17 protein-coding genes and 1 riboswitch are annotated in these 22,894 nt (G+C 72.5%); of the genes, 10 read left to right on the top strand and 7 right to left on the bottom strand.

Annotation, left to right across the window (positions count from 1 at the left end; all coding sequences use genetic code 11):
- Positions 1-10 precede the first annotated feature (10 nt).
- Positions 11-862, bottom strand: a complete 852-nt coding sequence (locus ACWD26_RS19660) for a fumarylacetoacetate hydrolase family protein (RefSeq protein ID WP_451271675.1) — start codon at positions 860-862, stop codon at positions 11-13.
- Between the two features lie 426 nt (positions 863-1,288).
- Between ACWD26_RS19660 and ACWD26_RS19655 the strand changes: the two genes are divergently transcribed.
- The 4 genes from ACWD26_RS19655 to ACWD26_RS19640 all read left to right on the top strand — a co-directional run bounded on the left by ACWD26_RS19655 (position 1,289) and on the right by ACWD26_RS19640 (position 5,882).
- On the top strand, positions 1,289-2,335 hold the full coding sequence (locus ACWD26_RS19655) for a sugar ABC transporter substrate-binding protein (protein ID WP_451271673.1): 1,047 nt from the start codon (positions 1,289-1,291) through the stop codon (positions 2,333-2,335).
- Between the two features lie 123 nt (positions 2,336-2,458).
- On the top strand, positions 2,459-4,114 hold the full coding sequence (locus ACWD26_RS19650; RefSeq protein WP_451271671.1) for a sugar ABC transporter ATP-binding protein: 1,656 nt from the start codon (positions 2,459-2,461) through the stop codon (positions 4,112-4,114).
- A 2-nt stretch (positions 4,115-4,116) separates the two neighbouring features.
- Entirely contained in the window at positions 4,117-5,157 is a 1,041-nt protein-coding gene (locus ACWD26_RS19645) for an ABC transporter permease (protein ID WP_451271669.1), read from the top strand.
- A 23-nt stretch (positions 5,158-5,180) separates the two neighbouring features.
- Entirely contained in the window at positions 5,181-5,882 is a 702-nt protein-coding gene (locus tag ACWD26_RS19640) for a FadR/GntR family transcriptional regulator (RefSeq protein ID WP_451271667.1), read from the top strand.
- Positions 5,883-5,911: 29 nt separating this feature from the next.
- Here ACWD26_RS19640 and ACWD26_RS19635 read toward each other — a convergent pair whose 3' ends face one another.
- Both ACWD26_RS19635 and ACWD26_RS19630 read right to left on the bottom strand, forming a co-directional pair.
- Positions 5,912-7,228 (bottom strand): phytase, encoded by a 1,317-nt coding sequence (locus ACWD26_RS19635; RefSeq protein ID WP_451271665.1) that lies wholly within the window; start codon positions 7,226-7,228, stop codon positions 5,912-5,914.
- Between the two features lie 165 nt (positions 7,229-7,393).
- On the bottom strand, positions 7,394-8,692 hold the full coding sequence (locus ACWD26_RS19630) for a DUF418 domain-containing protein (protein WP_451271663.1): 1,299 nt from the start codon (positions 8,690-8,692) through the stop codon (positions 7,394-7,396).
- A 188-nt stretch (positions 8,693-8,880) separates the two neighbouring features.
- Here ACWD26_RS19630 and ACWD26_RS19625 point away from each other — a divergent pair, with 188 nt between their 5' ends.
- Both ACWD26_RS19625 and ACWD26_RS19620 read left to right on the top strand, forming a co-directional pair.
- Complete coding sequence (locus tag ACWD26_RS19625; protein WP_451271661.1) at positions 8,881-9,558, top strand: response regulator; 678 nt, start codon at positions 8,881-8,883, stop codon at positions 9,556-9,558.
- Positions 9,555-10,682, top strand: coding sequence for a sensor histidine kinase (locus tag ACWD26_RS19620; protein WP_451271659.1), 1,128 nt, complete (start codon positions 9,555-9,557; stop codon positions 10,680-10,682). The genes ACWD26_RS19625 and ACWD26_RS19620 overlap by 4 nt, the downstream gene beginning before the upstream one ends.
- Positions 10,683-10,740: 58 nt before the next feature.
- Here the strand turns inward: ACWD26_RS19620 and cobN are convergent, their stop codons facing one another.
- Entirely contained in the window at positions 10,741-14,334 is a 3,594-nt protein-coding gene (cobN, locus tag ACWD26_RS19615) for a cobaltochelatase subunit CobN (protein WP_451271657.1), read from the bottom strand.
- A gap of 91 nt (positions 14,335-14,425) precedes the next feature.
- A riboswitch (cobalamin riboswitch) is annotated at positions 14,426-14,502 on the bottom strand.
- Between the two features lie 114 nt (positions 14,503-14,616).
- On the opposite strand from cobN, the gene cobG reads away from it, so the two are divergent.
- Genes cobG through ACWD26_RS19600 form a run of 3 tightly spaced genes read left to right on the top strand, consistent with a single transcriptional unit; the run spans position 14,617 to position 18,172 of the window.
- Positions 14,617-15,945 carry a precorrin-3B synthase gene (cobG, locus tag ACWD26_RS19610; RefSeq protein WP_451271655.1) on the top strand — a complete coding sequence of 443 codons (1,329 nt, stop codon included), beginning with the start codon at positions 14,617-14,619 and terminating at the stop codon, positions 15,943-15,945.
- 59 nt (positions 15,946-16,004) lie between these two features.
- On the top strand, positions 16,005-16,685 hold the full coding sequence (locus ACWD26_RS19605; RefSeq protein WP_451271653.1) for a precorrin-8X methylmutase: 681 nt from the start codon (positions 16,005-16,007) through the stop codon (positions 16,683-16,685).
- On the top strand, positions 16,682-18,172 hold the full coding sequence (locus ACWD26_RS19600; protein ID WP_451271651.1) for a precorrin-2 C(20)-methyltransferase: 1,491 nt from the start codon (positions 16,682-16,684) through the stop codon (positions 18,170-18,172). Before ACWD26_RS19605 ends, ACWD26_RS19600 begins: the two co-directional genes overlap by 4 nt.
- A 93-nt stretch (positions 18,173-18,265) precedes the next feature.
- On the opposite strand, the gene ACWD26_RS19595 is transcribed toward ACWD26_RS19600, so the two are convergent.
- Positions 18,266-19,012 carry a cobalt-precorrin-6A reductase gene (locus ACWD26_RS19595; RefSeq protein ID WP_451271649.1) on the bottom strand — a complete coding sequence of 249 codons (747 nt, stop codon included), beginning with the start codon at positions 19,010-19,012 and terminating at the stop codon, positions 18,266-18,268.
- Positions 19,013-19,030: 18 nt separating this feature from the next.
- Here ACWD26_RS19595 and ACWD26_RS19590 point away from each other — a divergent pair, with 18 nt between their 5' ends.
- The gene (locus ACWD26_RS19590; protein ID WP_451271647.1) at positions 19,031-20,170 is read left to right on the top strand and encodes a cobalt-precorrin-5B (C(1))-methyltransferase; all 1,140 of its coding nucleotides are present in this window, start codon (positions 19,031-19,033) and stop codon (positions 20,168-20,170) included.
- Between the two features lie 442 nt (positions 20,171-20,612).
- Here ACWD26_RS19590 and cobM read toward each other — a convergent pair whose 3' ends face one another.
- Both cobM and cbiE read right to left on the bottom strand, forming a co-directional pair.
- Positions 20,613-21,362, bottom strand: coding sequence for a precorrin-4 C(11)-methyltransferase (gene cobM / locus ACWD26_RS19585; protein WP_451271645.1), 750 nt, complete (start codon positions 21,360-21,362; stop codon positions 20,613-20,615).
- Complete coding sequence (gene cbiE / locus ACWD26_RS19580; protein WP_451271643.1) at positions 21,359-22,624, bottom strand: precorrin-6y C5,15-methyltransferase (decarboxylating) subunit CbiE; 1,266 nt, start codon at positions 22,622-22,624, stop codon at positions 21,359-21,361. The genes cobM and cbiE overlap by 4 nt, the downstream gene beginning before the upstream one ends.
- Positions 22,625-22,894 lie beyond the last annotated feature (270 nt).

Here is a 22,894-nt window from a genome sequence, read left to right as displayed (position 1 = left end):
GGGGTGCCTTTCACGCTTGGCCGAAGGTCTGGCGCTGGCTGCCGAGCCCGTCGATCTCGAGGTCGACGGTGTCACCCGGGCGCAGGAAGGGAGTGCCGGGCAGGCCGAGGGCCACACCCGCAGGCGTACCGGTATTGATCACATCACCGGGCTCCAGGACCATGTACCGGCTCAGATAGGCCACGATCTCGTGGACCGGGAAGATCATGTCGCGGGTGTGGCCGTCCTGCCGCTTCACACCGTTGACGCTCAGGCGGAGCCCGAGGTCCTGAGGGTCACCGATCTCGTCGGCGGTGACCAGCCAGGGACCCATCGGGTTGAAGGTCTCGCAGGACTTGCCCAGGTCCCACTGCGAGGAGTACTCCAGCTGGAACTCACGCTCGGAGACGTCATGGCTGACCACGTAGCCGGCGATCACCTCGGCCGCTTCCTCGGGGCCCTCCAGGTAGCGCGCCCGGCGGCCGATGACGACACCCAGCTCGACCTCCCAGTCCGTCCTCACCGAGCCACGCGGGATCAGCACCTCGTCGTACGGGCCGACGACGGTGCCCGGGTCCTTCATGAAGACCACAGGGCGAGGAGGAATCGCGGCACCCGTCTCGGCGGCGTGGTCGCGGTAGTTCAGCCCGACACAGACGACCTTGCCGGGACGGGCGACAGGGGCGCCGACCCGCAGACCGTCCGCATCGAGTTCGGGCAGCCCGCCCGCGGCGACCGCCGAGCGGGCCCGCTCCACGCCGTCCCCGGCGAAGAAGGCGCCGTCGATCTCGGAGGCCACGGAGGACAGATCCAGCAGCCGGCCGTCATCGGTGCGGACAGCGGGCCGCTCCTCTCCCGGGGCGCCGACGCGTAGCAGTTTCACTGGGGCAGCTCCCTTTGCCATGGGGGTCGTTCATTCATCGGAGGAATGGCGCACCGTGACTTTAAGGGCAGTTCGGCGGCATGACAACGCATTCCTCGGATGTATTTGATCGGCAGGGAGGTGTTGCTTAGGGAACATATCCGGCATATACGAATTCACCCCCGTGATGATCGTCGCGCACTCCCTAGATCGAGCCCGCAATTCCTTGGCGGCGACCCCTTGTCAACTCAAGCAATGCCGTCGTAACGTCCTCGACGTCCGAGATACATCGGAGGAATAGCATCGGCGCCGCAGCCCGTCCTCAAAGAGCGGCCGTTCAGACTCCGCCCCTCGTACACCGGTTGCCCCTCTGTCCTCCCCTCCGACGGTCCACGCATGCCTGTCCCGGAGGGCGGCCTCCCTGTCCTGGCTAAGGAGAACCCGGCCATGAAGCTCGTTCGCACCCGCTCCACCGCAGCAGCGGCCTGCGCCCTCGCGGCCCTCAGCCTTCTCACCGCGTGCAACCGCGACAGCTCGGGGTCGGCCGGCTCGGGCGGCGACAAGCCCGCCATCGGCTTCGACCTGCCACGCTCCGACTCCGACTTCTGGAACTCCTACGCCGAGTACCTGAAGAAAGACATCAAGTCCGAGGGCACCAACGCGCTTCCGCTCAGCAACTCGCAGAACGACATCACCAAGCTGGTCGCCAACGTGCAGGTGTTCCAGAACACGGGCGCCAAGGCCGTCGTCATGGCCCCCCAGGACACCGGGGCCATCGCCTCCACCCTCGACACCCTCGCGTCGAAGAAGATCCCCGTGGTCAGCGTCGACACGCGGCCCGACAAGGGCGACGTCTACATGGTCGTGCGCGCCGACAACCGGGCGTACGGCACCAAGGCGTGCGAGTTCCTCGGCGAGCAGCTGGGCGGCAAGGGCAAGGTCGCCGAGCTGCAGGGCGCCCTGGACTCCATCAACGGGCGGGACCGCTCCGAGGCCTTCGCTGAGTGCATGAAGACCAAGTTCCCCGACATCAAGGTGTTCGAGCTGCCCACCGACTGGAAGGGCGACGTGGCCTCCGCCAAGCTGCAGAGCCTGCTCGCCCAGCACCCGGACCTGAACGGCATCTACATGCAGGCCGGCGGTGTCTTCCTCCAGCCGACCCTGGCCCTCCTCGAGCAGAAGGGCCTGCTCAAGCCGGCCGGCCAGAAGGGGCACATCTCGATCATCTCCAACGACGGTATCCCGCAGGAGTTCGACGCGATCCGCAAGGGCCAGATCGACGCGACGATCTCCCAGCCCGCCGACCTGTACGCCAAGTACGCGCTGTACTACGCGCAGGCGGCGGCCGAGGGCAAGACCTTCAAGCCGGGCAAGACCGACCACGACTCCACGATCATCGAGATCCCGAACGGCCTGGAGGACCAGCTGCCGGCACCGCTGGTGACCAAGGACAACGTGGACGACAAGACCCTGTGGGGCAACAGCGTCGGCTAGTCCGGCCGGTTCGGCCGGCGCCGAAAGGGCCGACGGCCGGGCGGAGGGACGCGGCCCGTCCCTCCGCCCGCAGCCCCTCGTATCCACCCCACGAAGGACACCCCACGAAGGACGGTATCCACCATGGCGGACACCGCCACCGCCGCGGCGAACGGCGGCGGGAACCCGGCCGCCGGGAGCCCCGCCCCGGTGGCCGAGGCCACCGGCATCAGCAAGAGGTTCGGCGCCACCGTCGCGCTGCGCGATGCCCGGATCATCATCGCCCCCGGCGAGTCGCACGCGCTGGTCGGCCGCAACGGCGCCGGCAAGTCGACGCTGGTGTCCATCCTGACCGGACTGCAAGACGCCGACACCGGCACCCTGCGCTTCTCCGGCGAACCGGCGCCCGCTGTCGGGGACATCGACGCCTGGCGCTCCAAGGTCGCCTGCGTCTACCAGAAGTCCACGATCATCCAGGACCTGACCGTCGCCGAGAACCTCTTCCTGAACCGGCAGAGCGACGGTCCCCTGCGGCCCATCCGGTGGAAGCAACTACGCGGCAGGGCCGAGGAGTTGCTCGCCGAGTACGGCGTGGACGTCGACCCCGGAGCACGGGCGAAGGACCTCACCGTCGAGCAGCGGCAGTTCGTCGAGATCGCCCGGGCGCTGTCGTTCGGCGCGCGCTTCATCATCCTCGACGAGCCGACCGCCAAGCTCGACGCCCGCGGCATCAACCGCCTCTTCGACAAGCTCCGCGACCTCCAGCGGCAGGGCGTCGCCTTCCTCTTCATCTCGCACCATCTGCAAGAGGTGTACGACCTCTGCACCACCGTCACGGTCTACCGCGACGCGGCCCACATCCTGACCGCGCCCGTCGCCGAGCTCGGCCACCAGGCCCTGGTGGAGGCCATGACCGGGGAGACCACCGTCACGGCGGCGGCAGCCGTCGAGAACCGCGCCCCGGTCCGGGCCGACTCCCCCGAACTCCTGGCGGTCGAGGGCCTGACCCTGCCCGGCGCCTGCCAGGACTTCTCCCTCTCGGTCCGCTCGGGCGAGGTGGTCGGCCTGGCCGGCGCCACGGCCAGCGGCAATGTGCGGGTGGGCGAGGCCGTCGCCGGTCTGCACCGCGTCGAGGAGGGCACGATCTCCGTTCGTGGACGGCGCGTACGCGGTGGCAGTGTGCCGTCGGCGCTGGCCGTCGGTGTCGGGCTGGTCCCGGAGGACCGTCATCTGCAGGGGCTGGTCAACAACCGCAGCGTGGCGGAGAACGCGACGCTCACCGTCACCGACCAGCTCGGCCCGTACGGCACGGTGCTGCCCGCCCGGACCAGGATCTTCGCCCAGCGCATGATCAGGGACCTCGACATCAAGACCCCGGGCGGGGCCACCCCCGTATCGGCCCTGTCGGGCGGGAACCAACAGAAGGTCGTCGTGGCCCGGGCCCTGGCCACCGATCCGCATGTGCTGGTGGCCATCCGCCCCACCAACGGCGTGGACGTCAAGTCCAAGGAGTTCCTGCTGCGCCGGATCCGGCAGATCGCCGACGGCGGGAAGGCCGCGCTGATCGTCTCCGACGAGCTGGACGATCTGAAGGTGTGCGACCGGCTCGTGGTGATGTTCCACGGGCGGGTGGTCGCCGAGTTCGACCGCGGCTGGAAGGACGAGCACGTGGTCGCCGCCATGGAGGGCGTGGCCGACCGGGCCGACACATCCGACAGCGCCCCTGGCCCCGCCCCTAGCCCCGCCTCCGATCGCACCGCTGACACCGCCTCTGACACCACCGAAGAGCACGGAAGGTAGTCATGTCCGCCACCACTGATGTCACCGACCCCGCCACGAGCGTGGCGCGGGAGACCGCCGGAGACACCCGCCGCGGGCTCGACCTCGGTCGCTTCCGTGAGCTGTCCCTGGTCCCGGCCATCCTGGTCCTGGGCCTGATCGGGTTCATCGTCTCGCCGGCCTTCCTGACCGCCGACAACCTCATCGGTGTGGCCCAGCAGTCCACCGAGCTGAGTCTGCTGGTGCTGGCCACCGCGCTGATCCTGATCTGCGGCCGGATGGACCTGTCCCTGGAGTCCACCATCGGCGTGGCGCCCGTCATCGCCGTCTGGCTGGTCCTGCCGACCAGCGGCGCCCGGTTCACCGGGCTCGGACTGCTGCCCGAGTGGACGGCCGTACCGCTCTGTCTGCTGGTGGGCGTGGTGATCGGGGCCGTCAACGGGTTCCTGATCCTGAAGCTGCGCCTCAACGGCTTCATCGTCACGCTCGGCATGCTGACCATGCTGCGCGGTCTCCAGGTCGCCCTCTCGGAGGGCCAGTCCATCGTCGAACTGCCCTCCTCCTTCACCTACCTGGGCAAGGCGTCGTGGCTGGGTGCGCCGGCCGCGATCTGGATCTGCGTGGTGCTGTTCGCCCTCGGCGGCAGCGCGCTGGCCTGGCTGCGGCACGGCCGGGCCCTGTACGCGATCGGCGGCAACGCGGAGGCGGCCCGCACGGCAGGCATCCGGGTGGACCGGATCGTGTGGGCGGTGCTGATCCTCGGCAGTGTGCTGGCCGCGTTCGCCGGCATCCTCTACAGCGGCCACTACGGCTCGATCTCCGCCACCCAGGGCAGCGGCTGGATCTTCCAGGTCTTCGCCGCGACCGTCATCGGCGGAGTGAGCCTCAACGGCGGCAAGGGCTCGATCTTCGGCGCGCTCACCGGTGTGCTCACCCTGCAGCTCGTCGTGAACGTCATGACGCTGGCGGGTGTGCCGCCGCTGTGGAACCAGTTCCTCAACGGCGCGATCATCATCGTCGCGCTGATCATCTCCCGCTTCGCCTCGGGCGAGAAGCAGGAGTAGCCCCGGTACAGGGAGGCACCCTCGTGGCACTGACGGACGAGGCGATGGACAAGATCAAGGCGATGATCGTGGCCGGTCAGCTCGCCCCGGGCTCCCGGCTCCCCAAGGAGGAGATCCTCGCCGCACAACTCGGTCTGTCCCGCAGCTCGCTGCGGGAGGCCGTACGGGCGCTGACCGCCATGCGGATCCTGGTCACCCGGCAGGGCGACGGCACGTACGTGTCCAGTCTGGAGCCCCATCTCCTGCTGGAGTCGCTCTCCTTCGCCTCGGACGTCTCCCAGGGGCAGACGGCCCTGCAACTGCTCCAGGTACGGCGGCTGCTCGAACCCCAGGCGACCGGGGCGGCCGCCGCGCTGCTCACCGCCGACGACCTGCGGGAACTCGGCGTCATCCTGGAGCGGTCACGGGCCGCCGCCACGGTCGAGGAGTTCGTCGGCCACGACATCGCCTTCCATCTACGGATCGTCGAGGCGGTCGGCAACCCGGTGCTGTCGATGCTGCTGCGGGTGCTCTCCACCCGCACCCAGCGGGCCCGTATCGTCCGGGGCAGCCGCACCGAGCGGGCCGTGGAGCACGCCCACCGCGAGCACGAGGAGATCCTGCGCGCCCTGCGGGCCCGTGACGCGGCGCTGGCGGTCTCGGCAGCGACCGTCCATGTCGCCGCCGTGGAGCAGTGGCTGGCGGCCGGGCTCGTCGACGACCCCCTCTGCGCGACCGAGGGCTGACATCGGCCGGCACCGGCCGCCATGGACGCTCACATACCGGTGGCGTCGACCACCTTGCCGAGGTCGACGAACTTGAAGCCGGTGGCCGTGCGGGTGCCGCCCTCGCCGTCCGGGACCTCCGGGGTCTCGTGGCCGTCCTGGACGACGAGGAGGCCGCGCGGATAGCGGCTGCCCAGCGGGGCGTTCAGGATCGCGGCGCCGTCGCACTCCTCCACGCTGTCCAGCGTCTGCGTCGCGGCTCCGATCCTGAAGCCGCCCTCGTACTCGTTGCCCTCGCTCACCTCACGGTCGTACAGGGCGAAGGTGTCGTCGCCCTGGCTGGAGGCGAGCAAGTAGCCGTCTCCGTCGCGTTCCTGATAGATCGTCAGTCCCTCGACGTCGGCCGACAGCCGCTTCCCGCCGTAGCCGGGGTCGGCGCCCGGCGCGCACTCCTCGGTCTCCTCGTCGTACGTCCCGGGGACGCCGTACTCCTTGGTCCTGTCGATCAGGACCGGCTTGCCGGTGAGGTCGGCCCGCAGGCGCCAGATGCCGATGTCCTCCTGGCCTGCGTAGAGGGTGCCGGTGGCCGGGTCGACGACCATGCCCTCGACCTGCGGGAGTTCACCGGGTTCGCCGCAGGGACTCCAGGTCGTGCCGTCGGGCAGGCGGAAGGACGCGGGCAGGTCGAGGGTGCGGATCTTGCGGTAGCCGACCTTGCCGTTCGCCGCCGGGAGGAGTTCGAGCAGGGCGAGGCGGGTGCGCTCGCGCCGGCTGACCAGGGCGTAGGTGCGGCCGGTGGCCGTGTCCGTCCAGGTGGCGAGGCCGTACGCGGTGCGCTGGTCGTTGATCTCGGCCTGGTCGGCGGAGAAGACGGGCGCGGCGGCCGGGTCGGTGACGTCGGTCAGCGGGTCGCCGGGGCGGGACGGGTCGATGCGGTAGATCCGCAGCCGGTCGTTGCCCCGGTCGCTGACCACCGCCACGTCGGCTCGGCCCGTGGAGGTGCGCAGGCCGGTGACGAGGTCGACGTTGTTGTAGCGGCCCGGGGCGTCGTCCCCCGCCGGCGGCTTCGGCGCGGGCAGTGACTGCACCAGGCGGGCGTCGAGGTCGTAGACGCGCAGGCCGCCCTCCTTGGCGGTGGCGACGACGAGGCTGCGGCCGGGGTCGGCGGGGTTCCGCCAGATCGCCGGGTCGTCGGCGTCGGAGTTGCCGCCGGCCTCGTCGTCGTAGAGCGCGGCCGACTCGCTCCTCGCGGTCACCGTCGGGAGGGCGGACGTACCCGCTCCGGCCGGGGAGGCCGTGAGGAAGGTGGTCAGCGCGGTGCCCGAGGCGAGCAGGGCGACTCTTCGAGCAGTGCGGGGCGTTCTCACAGGGCGCATCCTTACCGTCGTGATGTCGTCGCATGTCGGGGACATGCAGATGGTGATGTCGGGGACATGCAGATGGTGCGGAGAGAAGCTTGCCCGCAGACGGACGTGACCTGTCCATGACGACATGATGAATCGGCGGTGGTTCGACCGGAGTTCGCCCGACCGTCACCTGATGTGGCGCGCCGGGCGCGTGCCGAGGTGGAGCAGGTGCTCCAGCGGGCCACGGCGGAACCGTCGGGTCCAGGCGGTGGCGAGCAGCATCGCGACCAGGCTGTAGAGGAGGAGGTCGACGAGGGCCGGGCCGGTCTCCTCCTCCATGCCGAACTCCCGGATGGCGAGGATGTGGAGGACGTACGCGGTCAGGGCCGTCATGCCGACGGCGCGGACCGGGGTGGTGAGGCGCCTCAGGCGTGGCAGCCGGTCCGTGGCGGTGACGCACAGCGCCACGACGATGAGGGCGACGCCGGTGTTGCCGAGGATGGAGAAGGTCGTCTGGCTGTGCGGCGCGCCCACCAGGAGCCAGGCCGCCGGGGTGTCGTCGACGAGGTGGCCGACGGTGTCCGACCACCAGGCCGAGGTGGCCCCGTCACCGTCCGTGGCGGCGGCGACGGTCGCCTGCGCGTGCGGGACGAGACGCAGCGCCAGCCAGGAGCCGCCGTGGCCGAGCACGGCCAACGCACCGCCGACGACAGCCAGTTGGGTGCGGATCGCGCCGCGGGTGAGGTCGAGCCGGGCCACGGCCATGCCGACGAGTATGAACGACATCCAGGTGAGCACGGGGTACTCACCCGTGAACAGTAGCTCCATGAAGCCGTCCGTGTCGCCGATGCGGGCCAGCGGGTCCCCGGCGACGACGGTGTCCGCCCAGCTTCCCTCCTCGATCGACAGGCGTACCGCGTACAGGACCTGGGGCATGACGAGCGCTCCGGCGGCGGCGAGGACCGCGAGCGTCCCGGTCCCCAGCCGGTACAGCGGGAGGACGGCGAGGAAGGTCAGCCCGTAGAAGGCGAGGATCACGTCGACGTCGGTGTCGAGGGCGGTCAGGGCGGATCCCAGGACGATCAGCACGAGGGAGCGGATGACCATCCGGCCGACCGCCTGCCGTCCGGCGCGCCCGGTACGCGGCTGCGGACGGCCGGTGATCAGCACCAGGGTGAAACCGGCGAGCAGCGCGAACAGCGCGGAGGAGCGGCCGCGCGCCAGCTCCATGACGAATCCCAGCGGCCCGCCGGCCGCCGGGTCCGGGCCGACGTGGGCGGCGTACATGCCGAACACCGCGAGCCCACGGGCCAGATCGATGCCCACCAGCCGCCCTGTCGACGGCTCCCCGGAGACCGCGGCGGGCCGGTCCGCCGCGGTGCCGGGCGCGGCGGTCGGGACCGTGGCCTCGGCGGCACGCTCGGTGGCGGTGGCGCGGGAGGCGGTCGGCGTGGACGACAAGTCCGACGACATGTCTTGTGTCATGGACTTCACAGTCGGGGGCGCCCCACACGCGTGCCCATCCGGCGAGTGGCCGGAGAATCCCCGCCGACCAGCCGGATCAACTCCCGCCAGGTGACGGGAAACCGGGAAAAAGGGAACCCGGCGGCGGCTTCGGACGTCGTAGGGGTCCAGAGAGGTCCAGTGGTGGTCCGACGGCGAGCGGGGCACGGGTGATCCGGGTACTGGTGGTCGACGACGAAGCCCTGATCCGAACCGGCTTCGAGCACATCCTCAACTCCGCCGACGACATCGACGTCGTGGCGGCGGTCCCCGGTGGCCGGGCGGTCCAGGCGGTACGGGAGCTGCGCCCCGAGGTCGTCCTGCTGGACATCCGGATGCCGGACGTGGACGGGCTCACCGTCCTCGCCGAACTCCGCGGACTCCCGCGGCCTCCCGTGGTGGCCATGCTCACCACGTTCGACATGGACGAGTACGTGGCGGCCGCGCTGCGCTCGGGGGCCGCCGGTTTCCTGCTCAAGGACACCGACCCGGAGCAACTTGCCTATCTGGTACGGACTTTGGTGGCCGGGGGCGTCGTGCTGTCGTCCCGGGTGACCCGTACGGTGGTGGACGGCTATCTGGAGAACGGCCCCCGTGAGGCCGCCGTCCGGCTCGTCGAGCGGCTCACCGAGCGCGAACGCGCCGTGCTCGTCCTCATCACCGAAGGGCTGTCCAACACCGACATCGGTGACCGGATGCATCTGAGCACGGGGACGGTCAAGGACCATGTGAGCGCCCTCCTCACCAAGCTGGAGGTGGGCAGCCGGGTGCAGGCGGCCCTGCTGGCGGAGCGCGCGGGGCTGCTCAGGCCGTCGCACCCCTCCGGCCGGGGCCGGGAGCGCGGATGAGGTCGCGCGTTCCTGCCCGTGCCCCGCACGCGCCGGTCACGGACGCCGTGCTGGTGACGGCCTCGCTGCTGGATGTGTGGATCCATGACGTGGGCATCCATCACCCCCGGGAACTGGCCGCCGCCCTGCTCGCGGTCTTCGCTCTCGTCATGCGCCGCCGGCTGCCGCTGCCGGCGTTCCTGCTCGCCCTGCCGACGGCCCTGTTCACGGACGCGGTGTTCGCGACGCTGGTGGCGCTGTACACCCTCGCCTCGCGCACCCATCACCGGGGGCTGCTGGCGCTCTGCGCGCTGGGGTTCACGGTCTGCGACCTCACCTGGTGGTCGTGGCCGTCACCGGAGTTCGCCGACCTGTCCGACCGGCAGGCCCTGATCCCGCTCACCTACAGCGTGGCGCAGGCGACCGCGCCCCTCTTCCTCGGGCAGCTCGTCCAGGCCCGCCGGGAGCTGTCCCTGCGTCTCGTCGAGGTCTCCGAGGCCCGGGAACACGAGCGGCTGCTGGTCGCGCAGAGCGTCCTGGCGAAGGAACGGGCCCAGCTCGCCCGGGAGATGCACGACGCCGTCTCCCACCAGGTCAGTCTGATCGCCGTCCGCGCCGGCGCCCTCCAGGTCGGCAGCCGGGACCCGGAGGCGAAGGAGGCGGCGGCCACGATCCGGCTGCTCAGCGTGCAGACCCTGGACGAGCTGCGGCACATGGTCGGCGTCCTGCGTGCCTCCGGCAGCCGCCCCACCGAGCTGACTCCCCAGCCGTCCCTCGCCGACCTCGAACGGCTGGTCGCCGGCAGCGGCATCGAGACCGACCTGCGGACGGACCTGTCCGCCGACCTCCCGCCGCCCGTCCAGCGCGCCGTCTACCGCACCGTGCAGGAAGCCCTCACCAACATCCGCAAACACGCGCCCGGCGCCAGCGCCACCATCCGCGTCCGCCACCAGGACGGCAGCGTCCGCGTGACCGTCACCAACACCGCGCCCAGCCGCCCGGCCCTCTCCCTCCCGGGCGCCCACCACGGCCTGATCGGCCTGCGCCAGCGGGCCGAACTCCTCGGCGGAACGGTGACGTCCGGCCACCTGGGTGACGGGGGCTACCGACTGCGTCTGGAACTGCCGGCGGACGGCTCACCCTGAGCCGTCCGCCGGGACCGGTCCGGTGCCGGACGCGTTTGAAGCCGCCGGACGCGTGCCGTCAGCCCTCGTCGCCCTCCAGGTCTCCCTCCGTCTCCAGGTAGACCTGCCGCAGCCCCTCCAGGACCGCCGGGTCGGGCTTCTCCCACATCCCGCGCGACTCCGCCTCCAGCAACCGCTCGGCGATGCCGTGCAGGGCCCAGGGGTTGGCCTGCTGGAGGAACTCGCGGTTGGCGGGGTCCAGGACGTAGGTCTCGGTGAGCTTGTCGTACATCCAGTCGGCGACCACGCCGGTGGTGGCGTCGTAACCGAACAGGTAGTCGACGGTGGCGGCGAGTTCGAAGGCGCCCTTGTAGCCGTGGCGGCGCATCGCCTCGATCCACTTGGGGTTGACGACACGGGCGCGGAAGACCCGGGAGGTCTCCTCGACGAGGGTGCGGGTGCGGACCGTCTCGGGGCGGGTGGAGTCCCCGATGTACGCCTCGGGGGCCGTGCCGCGCAGGGCGCGGACCGTGGCCACCATGCCGCCGTGGTACTGGAAGTAGTCGTCGGAGTCGGCGATGTCGTGCTCACGGGTGTCCGTGTTCTTCGCGGCGACCTCGATGCGCTTGTACGCCGTCTCCATCTCCTCGCGGGCCGGGCGGCCGTCGAGTTCGCGGCCGTAGGCGTAGCCGCCCCAGACCGTGTAGACCTCGGCGAGGTCGGCGTCGGTGCGCCAGTCGCGGGAGTCGATGAGCTGGAGCAGGCCAGCGCCGTACGTGCCGGGGCGGGAGCCGAAGATGCGGGTGGTGGCCCGGCGTTCGTCGCCGTGCGCCGCCAGGTCCGCCTGGACGTGGGCCCGTACGTGGTTGGCCTCGGCCGGTTCGTCCAGCGAGGCGGCGAGCCGTACGGCGTCGTCGAGCAGGCCGATCGTGTGCGGGAAGGCGTCCCGGAAGAAGCCCGAGATCCGCAGGGTCACGTCGATGCGCGGGCGGCCCAACTCCTCGTGGGGGATGGCCTCCAGGCCCGTCACCCGGCGGGAGGCGTCGTCCCAGACCGGGCGGACGCCGAGCAGGGCGAGGGCCTCGGCCACGTCGTCGCCCGCCGTGCGCATGGCGCTGGTGCCCCACAGGGAGAGGCCGACGGACGTGGGCCATTCGCCGTTGTCCGTGCGGTAGCGATCCAGCAACGAGTCCGCGAGGGCCTGGCCGGTCTCCCAGGCGAGGCGGGAGGGGACGGCCTTGGGGTCGACGGAGTAGAAGTTGCGGCCGGTCGGCAGGACGTTGACCAGGCCCCGGAGCGGGGAGCCCGAGGGGCCCGCCGGGACGAAGCCGCCGTTGAGGGCGTGCACGGTGTGGTCGAGTTCGGCCGTGGTCGCGGCCAGCCGGGGCACGACCTCGCGGGCCGCGAACTCCAGGATGGCGGCGACCTGTTCGCCGTGCTCGGCGGGGACGGCGTCCGGGTCCCAGCCCGCGTCCTCCATCGCCTGGACCAGCGCGCGGGCCTTCTCCTCGGCCTCGTCGGCGGTGGTACGGGTCGCGGCGGACTCGTCGAGGCCGAGGGCCTCGCGCAGGCCGGGCAGGGCCGTCGTGCCACCCCAGATCTGGCGGGCGCGCAGGACGGCGAGGACCAGGTTGACGTGGTCGGCGCCGGTGGGCGGGTTGCCGAGGACATGCAGACCGTCGCGGATCTGGGCGTCCTTGACCTCGCAGAGCCAGCCGTCGACGTGCAGCAGGAAGTCGTCGAAGCCGTCGTCCTCCGGACGGTCGTTCAGACCGAGGTCGTGGTCGAGCTTCGCGGCCTGGATGAGCGTCCAGATCTGGGCCCGGATGGCGGGAAGCTTGGCCGGGTCCATGGAGGAGATCTGGGCGTACTCGTCGAGGAGTTGCTCCAGGCGCGCGATGTCGCCGTAGGAGTCCGCGCGGGCCATCGGCGGGACCAGGTGGTCGACGAGGGTGGCGTGGACGCGGCGCTTGGCCTGGGTGCCCTCACCGGGGTCGTTGACCAGGAAGGGGTAGATCAGGGGGAGGTCGCCGAGGGCGGCGTCGGGGCCACAGGCGGCGGACAGGCCGGCGTTCTTGCCGGGCAGCCACTCCAGGTTCCCGTGCTTGCCGAGGTGGATCATCGCGTCGGCGCCGAACCCGCCGTCGTCGGCCCTGGCGGCGATCCAGCGGTAGGCGGCCAGGTAGTGGTGGGAGGGCGGGAGGTCCGGGTCGTGGTAGATCGCGATCGGGTTCTCGCCGAAGCCGCGGGGCGGCTGGATGAGGATCAGCAGGTTCCCGAAACGCAGGGCCGCGAGGACGATGTCGCCCTCGGGGTTCCGGCTGCGGTCGACGAACATCTCGCCGGGCGCCGGACCCCAGTGCTCCTCCACCGCCGTACGCAGCTCCTCGGGGAGGGTGGCGTACCAGCGGCGGTAGTCGGCCGCCGGGATACGGACCGGGTTGCGGGCCAACTGCTCCTCGGTGAGCCAGTCCTGGTCGTGGCCGCCCGCCTCGATGAGCGCGCGGATCAGCTCGTCACCGTCGCCGGAGGCCAGGCCGGGGACATCGGCGCCGCCGAAGTCGTAGCCCTCCTCACGCAGTCGGCGCAGGAGGGCGACCGCGCTCGCGGGGGTGTCCAGGCCGACCGCGTTGCCGATGCGGGAGTGCTTGGTCGGGTAGGCGGAGAGCACGAGCGCGAGACGCTTCTCGGCGGCGGGGATGTGGCCAAGGCGCGCGTGTCGTACGGCGATTCCGGCGACGCGGGCGGCGCGCTCGGGGTCGGCGACGTAGGCCGGGAGACCGTCGGCGTCGATCTCCTTGAAGGAGAACGGGACGGTGATCAGTCGTCCGTCGAACTCGGGTACGGCGATCTGGCTGGCCGCGTCGAGCGGGGAGACCCCTTCGTCGTTGGCGTCCCAGTCGGCCCGGGAGGAGGTGAGGCAGAGCGCCTGGAGGACGGGCACGTCGAGGCCGGTCAGGGCACCCGCGTCCCAGGACTCGTCGTCACCGCCGGCCGAGGCCTCGGCGGGCTTGGTGCCGCCCGCCGCGAGCACGGTGGTGACGATCGCGTCGGCGGGACGGAGAGCCTCGACCAGCTCGGGCTCGGGGGCACGCAGGGAGGCCACGTACAGCGGCAGCGCCCGGCCGCCCGCGTCCTCGATCGCCTCGCACAGGGCGCCCACGAACGCCGTGTTGCCGCTCATGTGGTGGGCGCGGTAGTAGAGCACGGCGACGGTGGGGCCGTCGACGCCGTCACGGGGGGTGCGCTCCAGCGGGCCCCACGCGGGGGCGGGCGCGGGCGCCTCGAAGCCGTGGCCGGTGAGCAGGACCGTGTCGGAGAGGAAGCGGGCGAGTTGCTCCAGGTTGGCGGGGCCGCCGTGGGCGAGATAGGCGTGGGCCTCGGCCGCGATGCCGACGGGGACCGTGGACGCGGCCATCAGCTGGGCGTCAGGGGCCTGTTCGCCGGTGAGGACGACGACCGGGCGGCCGTCGGCGAGCAGCAGGTCGAGGCCGTCCTGCCAGGCGCGGATGCCGCCGAGGAGGCGTACGACGACCAGGTCTGCGCCGTCGAGGAGAGCGGGCAGGTCGTCGAGGGCGAGGCGGGAGGGGTTGGCGAAGCGGTACGGGACCGGACCGGCTGCCGCGCGGGCGCTGAGCAGGTCGGTGTCGGACGTCGACAGGAGCAGGATCATGTGGCGGCTGGGCCTTCCTCGGGGTCCGCGCCCCGGGCGGTGTCGGATCGGAGTCTCCCCTGCTCGGGCGGGCCCGAGGTGCTGGGGAAGGGAGTTCCTGGCTCGCCCGGCCCTCGTGGGCCGGGCTCACAGTGGCGGGACCGCGCCGGACTCACACCGGGCTTCCTCCCCTGTCGCCGTCGTGGCGTCGGTGGACCGGATGATCCACCACGGAGCATAGTAAGGGTCGGCTCAAAAGGGTGGGGCATACATCCCGTTGTGGGGGTGGGTATGCTCGCCGCCATGTCCATGGCTGCCCCCCGTTCATCCTCCCAGGCCACAGTGGTCTCACGGGACCGAGGTGACGCCTGCCCCGGATCCCTGCGGCTGCATACGGCGGACGACGGGGCCCTGGCCCGCGTACGGCTGCCCGGTGGTGTGCTGACCGTCTCCCAGGCCGAGGCCCTCGGGGAGGCGGCGCGGCGGCTCGGCGACGGCGAGCTGCATCTGACCTCGCGTGGCAATGTGCAGCTGCGCGGCCTGGCCGACGGCTGCGGGGCGGAGTTGGCCGAGGCCCTGAGCGCCGCCGGTCTGCTCCCCTCCGCCGCGCACGAGCGGGTGCGCAACATCGTCGCCTCTCCGCTGTCCGGGCTCGACGGGCAGGGCCTGCGCGACGTACGGCCGTGGCTGACGGGCCTCGACGCGGCGCTCTGCGCGAGCGACGCGGCGCGGGCGTTGTCCGGCCGGTTCCTGTTCGCGCTCGACGACGGGCGGGGGGACGTGGCCGGTCTCGGCGCCGATGTGACCGTGCGGGCGACCGACGACGGCTCGGCGGTGCTGCGCCTCGGAACGGCCGACGAAGCTCTTCTGGTGTCCGACGCGGACGCGCCCCGCGCCGCGCTGGCGGCCGCCGAGACGTTTCTGGAGGCGGTGCGGACGAGCGGGACCCGGGTCTGGCGGGTGGCCGAACTCCAGCTGCCCGAGGGAGAGTTGACACAGCGGGTCCGACACCGCCTGACGGACGACGGCATCGAGACCGCGAGCACGACCGGGGGCGGAACGACTGGGGACGGAACGGCCGGGGCCGGGACACCCGGCGGCGACGGACCCCTGCCCGGCATCGTCGGCGCCGCCCTCTCCGTACACGTCCCCCTCGGCCGCCTCTCGGCCCTCCAGTGGCGGGAGTTGACGGATGTGGCCTCCCAGGACCCCGCCGGAGAACTGCGTCTGACCCCCTGGCGCGGCATCGTCGTGCCCGTGCCGGGCCTGGACTCCGGACAGGCGGCCGACGCCTTGGCCCGGCTCTCCGCCACCAACCTCGTCATCGATCCCGCCTCCCCGTGGCTCCGCGTCGGCGCGTGCGTCGGGCGGCCCGGGTGCGCGAAGTCACAGGCCGACGTACGAGCGGACGCGGCCGCCGGCCTCGCCGCGGCCGGACGCGCCGGCCTCCCCCTGTACTGGTCCGGATGCGAGCGCCGCTGCGGCCGTCCCCCGGGCGAGCGGATCGATGTGGTGGCCGTCCCGAGCGGCGGCTACGAGGTCTCCCGCACCGCCCCCGGACAGGAACCGCGCACCGCGCCCATGGCCGACGCCTCCCGACTCGCCACCGCCCTGGCGGCGATCACCTCATAAGCCCCACGCAGCGCACGATCCGCACGACCTACAGCCGCACGACCGCACGACCGACAGCTATGACGACCGACAGCCGTATGCCGACCGAGAGCAGCGAGAAGACCACCGTGACCACGTACGAGTACGAGAAGGACGGCCCGGCGATCTACCGCCAGTCCTTCGCCACCATCCGCGCGGAGGCGGACCTCGCGGCCCTGCCCGCCGACGTCAGCCAGGTCGCGGTCCGGATGATCCACGCCTGCGGGATGGTCGACCTCGTGAGGGACCTGGCGTACACGCCCGGCGTGGTGGCCCGCGCCCGCGAGGCCCTGCGCGCCGGCGCGCCCGTCTTCACCGACGTCAAGATGGTCGCCAGCGGAGTCACCCGCAAGCGGCTGCCCGCCGACAACGACGTGCTCTGCACCCTCTCGGACCCGGCCGTTCCCGAGCTGGCGGCGAAGCTGGGCACCACGCGCAGCGCCGCCGCGCTGGAGCTGTGGCGGGACCGGCTGGAGGGCTCGGTCGTCGCCGTCGGCAACGCGCCCACCGCGCTCTTCCGCCTCCTGGAGATGATCGAGGAGGGCGCGCCCCGGCCCGCCGCCGTCATCGGCGTCCCGGTCGGGTTCGTCGGTGCCGCCGAGTCCAAGGACGCTCTGGCCGCGCACCCGTCGGGCCTGGAGCACATCGTCGTACGCGGCCGACGGGGCGGCAGCGCCATCGCCGCCGCCGCGCTCAACGCGATCGCGAGTGAGGAAGAGTGAGCGGCAAGCTGTACGGGGTCGGGCTCGGCCCCGGTGACCCGTCCCTGATGACCGTACGGGCCGTCGAGGTCATCGGCGAGGCGGATGTGATCGCGTATCACAGCGCCCGCCACGGCCGGTCCATCGCCCGCTCGATCGCCGCGAAACACATCCGCGCCGACCACATCGAGGAACGGCTGATGTATCCGCTGACGACGGAGACCACCGATCATCCGGGCGGCTACAAGGGCGCGATGGAGGAGTTCTACACGGAAGCGTCGGCCCGGCTGGCCGCGCATCTCGACGCCGGGCGCACGGTCGCGGTCCTCGCCGAGGGCGACCCGATGTTCTACGGCTCCTACATGCACATGCACAAGCGGCTCGTCGACCGCTACGACACCGAGGTGATCCCCGGGGTCACGTCGGTGTCCGCCGCCGCGGCCCGGCTCGGGACCCCGCTGGCCGAGGGCGAGGAGGTGCTGACCATCCTGCCGGGCACGCTGCCCGAGGAGGAGCTGACCGCGCGGCTCGCCGCGACGGACGTGGCCGTGGTGATGAAGCTGGGGCGGACCTTCACCAAGGTGCGGAGCGCGCTGGAGAGTTCCGGACGGCTGAGCGAGGCCCGCTACGTCGAGCGGGCGACCATGGCCGGGGAGCGGCTCGCCGAACTGGCGGACGTGGACGCGGAGTCGGTGCCGTACTTCTCGGTGGCCGTCCTGCCCAGCCAGGTCGACGCCGAGCGGCCCGAGTCCCGGGAACGGGGTGAGGTCGTCGTGGTCGGCACCGGGCCGGCCGGGCCGCTGTGGCTGACGCCCGAGACGCGGGGTGCGCTCGCCGCCGCCGACGATCTGGTCGGCTACACCACCTACCTGGAACGGGTGCCGCAGCGCGCGGGTCAGGTCCGGCACGGCTCGGACAACCGGGTCGAGTCGGAACGCGCCGAGTTCGCCCTGGAGCTGGCCCGGCGCGGGCGGCGGGTCGCGGTCGTCTCCGGTGGCGACCCGGGTGTGTTCGCCATGGCGACGGCGGTGCTGGAGGTCGCCTCCCAGAAGGAGTACGCGGACGTCCCGGTGCGGGTGCTGCCGGGCGTGACCGCCGCCAACGCGGCGGCGGCCCGGGCGGGCGCCCCGCTCGGGCACGACTACGCCACCCTCTCCCTCTCCGACCGGCTCAAGCCCTGGGAGGTCATCGCCGAGCGGCTGCGCGCGGCGGCCTCGGCGGACCTGGTGCTGGCCTTGTACAACCCCGGCTCGCACAGCCGCACCTGGCAGGTGGGCAAGGCTCGGGAGCTGCTGCTGGAGCACCGGGCGCCGGACACCCCGGTCGTCGTCGCGCGGGACGTGGGGGGCTCCGGTGAACGCGTCCGGATCGTCCGGCTGGCGGACCTGGACCCGGCCGAGGTCGACATGCGCACGATCCTGCTGGTCGGCTCCTCGCAGACCCGGGCCGTAAGGCGCGGGGACGGCGAGGAGATCGTCTGGACGCCTCGCCGCTACCCGGAGGGATGAGCGCGTGCGGCGCCGCGCCACGGGCGGGGCGCCGCGCCTGGCTGTCGGCGTTCGGCGGGTAGGGCGCCCTGCCCAGGGACCCGACAGCGCCGCTCAACGGGCGGAGAGGCGCTGTTCGACCCAGCGGGCCGCCGCCTCGGGGTCCGCCACGGCGGGGACGTTCTCCGGCACGGGCGGCCTGCGCACCACGACGACGGGCAGGCCCGCCTCCCTCGCGGCCGTCAGCTTCGGCGCGGTGGCCGCTCCCCCGCTGTCCTTGGTGACGACGACGTCGACGCGGTGGCGACGCAGCAGCGCGCGCTCCTCGTCGAGGGTGAAGGGGCCACGGTCGAGCAGGACCTCCATACGGGCCGGGTGCGGGGCCTCGGGCGCGTCCACGGACCGTACGAGGAACCACAGGTCGTCCAGGGCGGCGAAGGCGGCCAGCCCCATGCGCCCCGTGGTGAGGAACACCCGTCGGCCGAGCGCCGGCAGCAGCGTCGCCGCCTCCGCCAGGGAGGCCACGTCGTGCCAGTCGTCGCCGTCGGACGGGACCCAGCCGGGCCGGCGCAGCGCGAGCAGGGGAACATGGGCGGTGGCGGCCGCCTGTGCCGCGTGGAAACTCATGGTCCCGGCGAAAGGATGGGTGGCGTCGATGAGTGCGTCCACCCTGTGCTCGTCCAGCCACCCGGCCAGCCCGTCGGCGCCGCCGAAGCCGCCGACGCGGACCTCGCCGGGGGGCAGTCGGGGGCTGGCGACCCGCCCGGCGAGGGAGCTGGTCAGCCGCAGGCCGGGGGTGCCGTGCAGGAGTTCGGCCAGGCGGCGGGCCTCCGTGGTTCCGCCGAGTATCAGTACGTGCATGGGAGTCCGGGTCCGTTCATGAGCAGCAGGGAAGAGCAAGGCGCCGGTGAGGCGAAGGGCGGTCGCGCGGCCCAACTCAAGCACACCGGTCTGCGGCACGGCTGGACCACCGGCGCCTGCGCGACGGCGGCCACGACCGCCGCGTACACCGCGCTGCTGACCGGGGAGTTCCCCGACCCGGTGACCATCACCCTGCCGAAGGGGCAGACTCCGTCGTTCGCCCTCGCGACCGAGGAGCTGACCGGCGCGACCGCGACGGCGGGGGTCGTGAAGGACGCGGGCGACGATCCGGACGTCACACACGGCGCGCTGGTCCGGGTCACGGTACGGCAGCTGCCCACGGGTTCCGGGGTGGTGTTCAGGGCGGGCCCCGGCGTCGGGACGGTCACCCGGCCCGGCCTGCCCCTGCCCGTCGGCGAACCCGCCGTGAACCCGGTCCCCCGGCAGATGATGCGCGACCACGTCGCCGAGGTCGCCGCCCGCCACGGCGGCACCGGCGACGTCGAGATCACCGTCTCCGTCGACCACGGCGAGGAGATCGCCCGCTCCACCTGGAACCCGCGCCTCGGCATCCTCGGCGGCCTGTCCATCCTCGGCACCACCGGGATCGTGGTGCCGTACTCCTGCTCTGCCTGGATCGACTCCATCCGGCGGGGCGTGGACGTGGCCCGGGCGGCCGGACGCCGGCATGTCGCCGGATGCACCGGGTCGACGTCGGAGAGGACCGTCGTCGCCGAGTACGACCTGCCCGAGGACGCCCTGCTGGACATGGGCGACTTCGCGGGCGCCGTGCTGAAGTACGTCCGCCGGCATCCCGTCGAACGGCTGACGATCTGCGGCGGCTTCGCCAAGCTCTCCAAGCTCGCCGCCGGCCATCTCGACCTGCACTCCGCCCGCTCCCAGGTCGACAAGGCCTTCCTCGCCGAACTGGCCCGGCGCGGCGGCGCGGACGAGACACTGGCCGCCGAGGTGACCGGCGCCAACACCGGGCTCGCCGCGCTCCAGCTGTGCCAGGCGGCCGGGGTGCCGCTGGGCGACCTGGTGGCGACGGCGGCCCGCGACGAGGCGTTGACCGTACTGCGGGGGGCGCCCGTCGCGGTCGACGTGATCTGCATCGACCGGGCGGGGTCGGTGGTGGGGCGCAGCGCGGTCCGCTGACCCGCCGAGGCCACCGTTCCCAGGCCCAGGCGCTTACCCATCGTCACGGAGCCTCTCCGCCCACGCCGGTTCGGTGCGCCGGGCCGGCGAGGGCTCGTCAGGTGGTCAGGCCAGCACTCGGTCGGCGGTGAGTACGCGGGGGGTGTCGGCGAGCAGGGTGCTCAGTCGTGCTGCGGGCAGCGGGACACCCGGGTCGTCGGAGGGCGGCACCTGCATCGGGGCGCCGGTGCGGATGGCTTCGGCGAGCTCAGCACACGATGAGGTGGGCCGTCAGGTCGCGCAGGGTGACCCGGCGCTGTTCCGCCAAGGCGTACCCGGCCGGGACCGCCGCGACGAGCCGTTCGCTGCCGTCGGGCCGGCGCCGGACTCCCTGTGCCCGGGCGCCGGACCCGTCCCGGGGGATGTCGCTCAGGAGAGCTCACGGGATGGCACACACCCCCCGTCAGCAGCTGTGCCGGTCCCGCTCCGCCGAGTACAGGTGGCTGTCGCGGAACTGCTGCGCCCCCAGCGTCCGCCCGACCATGATCACGGCCGTGCGCAGCACACCCGCCTCCTTCACCTTCCCGGCGATCTCGTCGAGCGTGCCCCTGATGATCAGTTCGTCGGGCCGGGAGGCGTAGGCGACGACCGCGGCGGGGCAGTCGGCGCCGTAGTGCGGGAGCAGTTCCCCGACCACGCGGTCCACGTACTTGGCGGCCAGGTGCAGCACGATCAGCGCGCCGCTGCGGCCGAGGGTTGCCAGGTCCTCCCCCTCCGGCATGGCCGTGGCGCGGTTGGCGATCCGGGTCAGGATGACGGTCTGGCCGACGGTCGGCACGGTCAGCTCCCGCTTCAGGGATGCCGCCGCCGCGGCGAAGGCGGGCACGCCCGGCACCACCTCGTACGGCACTCCTGCCGCGTCGAGACGCCGCATCTGCTCGGCGACCGCGCTGAACACGGACGGATCCCCGGAGTGCAGCCGGGCCACGTCGTGCCCCTCCTCGTGCGCGCGCACCAACTCGGCGGTGATCTCATCGAGGTTGAGCTGGGCGGTGTCCACCAGCCGGGCGTCCGGCGGGCAGTCGGCCAGCAGTTCGCGCGGGACGAGGCTGCCCGCGTACAGACAGACCTGGCAGGCGGCGAGTCTCCGGGCGCCGCGCACCGTGATCAGGTCGGCGGCGCCGGGGCCGGCGCCGATGAAGTACACGGTCATCTGTCTGCTCCAGGAAGGGTGTTGAGGGTTTTCCGCACGGCCCACTGGGTCACCGGCATCGCCTGCCGCCACCCGGTGAAGCCGCCCACCGGCACGGCGTGCGCCACCGCGAGCCGCACCAGTTCGCCACCGTGGCGGCGGTGGGCCTCGGCGAGGAGCGCCTCGGACTCGAGGGTCACGGTGTTGGCGACCAGCCGCCCGCCGACGGGCAGCGCCTCCCAGCAGGCGTCGAGGAGTCCGGGCGCGGTGAGTCCGCCGCCGACGAACACGGCGTCGGGGGAAGGCAGTTCGGACAGTACGGCGGGCGCCGCACCCGTGACGACCCGCAGCCCGGGCACGCCGAGCCGTTCGGCGTTGCGGGTGATGCGTTCGGCCCGTACCGGATCGCGTTCGACGGTGACCGCCCGGCAGGACGGGTGCGTACGCATCCACTCGATCGCGATCGAGCCCGAGCCGCCGCCGACGTCCCACAGCGACTCCCCGGGCGCCGGGCCGAGCACCCCCAGCGTGGCGGCGCGCACATACCGCTTGGTGAGCTGCCCGTCGTGCTCGTACGCCTCGTCCGGCAGCCCCGGCACGGCACCGAGCCGCAGCGCGTCCGGGGCGCGGCGGCACTCGACGGCGACGACGTTGAGGGGGTCGCCGGGCGGGTGCGTCCGCGCCCAGTCGTCGGCGAAGGTCGCGTCGCTCGTACGCTCGTTCTCCCCGCCGAGTTGTTCGAGGACCCGCATCCGGCTGGGCCCGAAGCCACGGTTTCGCAGCAGGGCGGCGACCTCACGGGGGGTGCCGGCGTCCGCGCTCAGCACCAGGAGCCGCCGTCCGTCGTGCAGGGCGGCGGCGAGCCTGGCGGCCGGCCGTCCGACGAGGGTGACGACCTCGACGTCCTCCAGCGGCCAGCCGAGGCGGGCGGCCGCGTAGGAGACGGAGGACGGGTGCGGCAGGACGCGCAGCCGGTCACCGGCTTCCTCGGCGAGGGCGCGGCCGACGCCGTAGAACATGGGGTCCCCGCTGGCCAGTACGGCGATCCGGCGGCCGGCGTGCGCGGCCAGCAGCACGGGCACGGCGGGCCTCAGGGGTGAGGGCCAGGCGATCCGCTCCCCGGCGCACTCCGGGGGCAGCAGGTCCAGTTGGCGAGGGCCGCCGATCAGGGCCTCGGCGTCGCGCAGGGCGGCGCGGGAGGCGTCGGGGAGTCCGCCCCAGCCGTCGGCTCCGATCCCGACGACGGTGACGGCAGGAGTCGGTCCTGGTCGTGCGGGGGTCACTGCTCGCTACCTCGGTTTTCGGGGGACGGCTTGCACGTCGCCCACTCGGGGGCAACAGGGGCGCACTCTACTGGCCGGCCGTTCACCCCCGCGCGCGTGGGTGCACCTCACGTGGTTCGCCCGCGCTGGGCATCACCGTCGTCGCTTGTTCATGGACACGGACACGAATCATGCACATGTGTATTGACGCGCTCACGGCAAGAACCTAGCTTCACTCCAGAAAGCGCTTTCCCTCCACCGCTCGCCGTTGCACCACCGCACCCCGGGAGA

It is taken from the genome of Streptomyces sp. NPDC002787 (genome assembly GCF_053592095.1).
The sequence above is the reverse complement of the archived record's forward strand: the minus strand, read 5'-3'. Positions and strand labels throughout refer to the sequence as shown.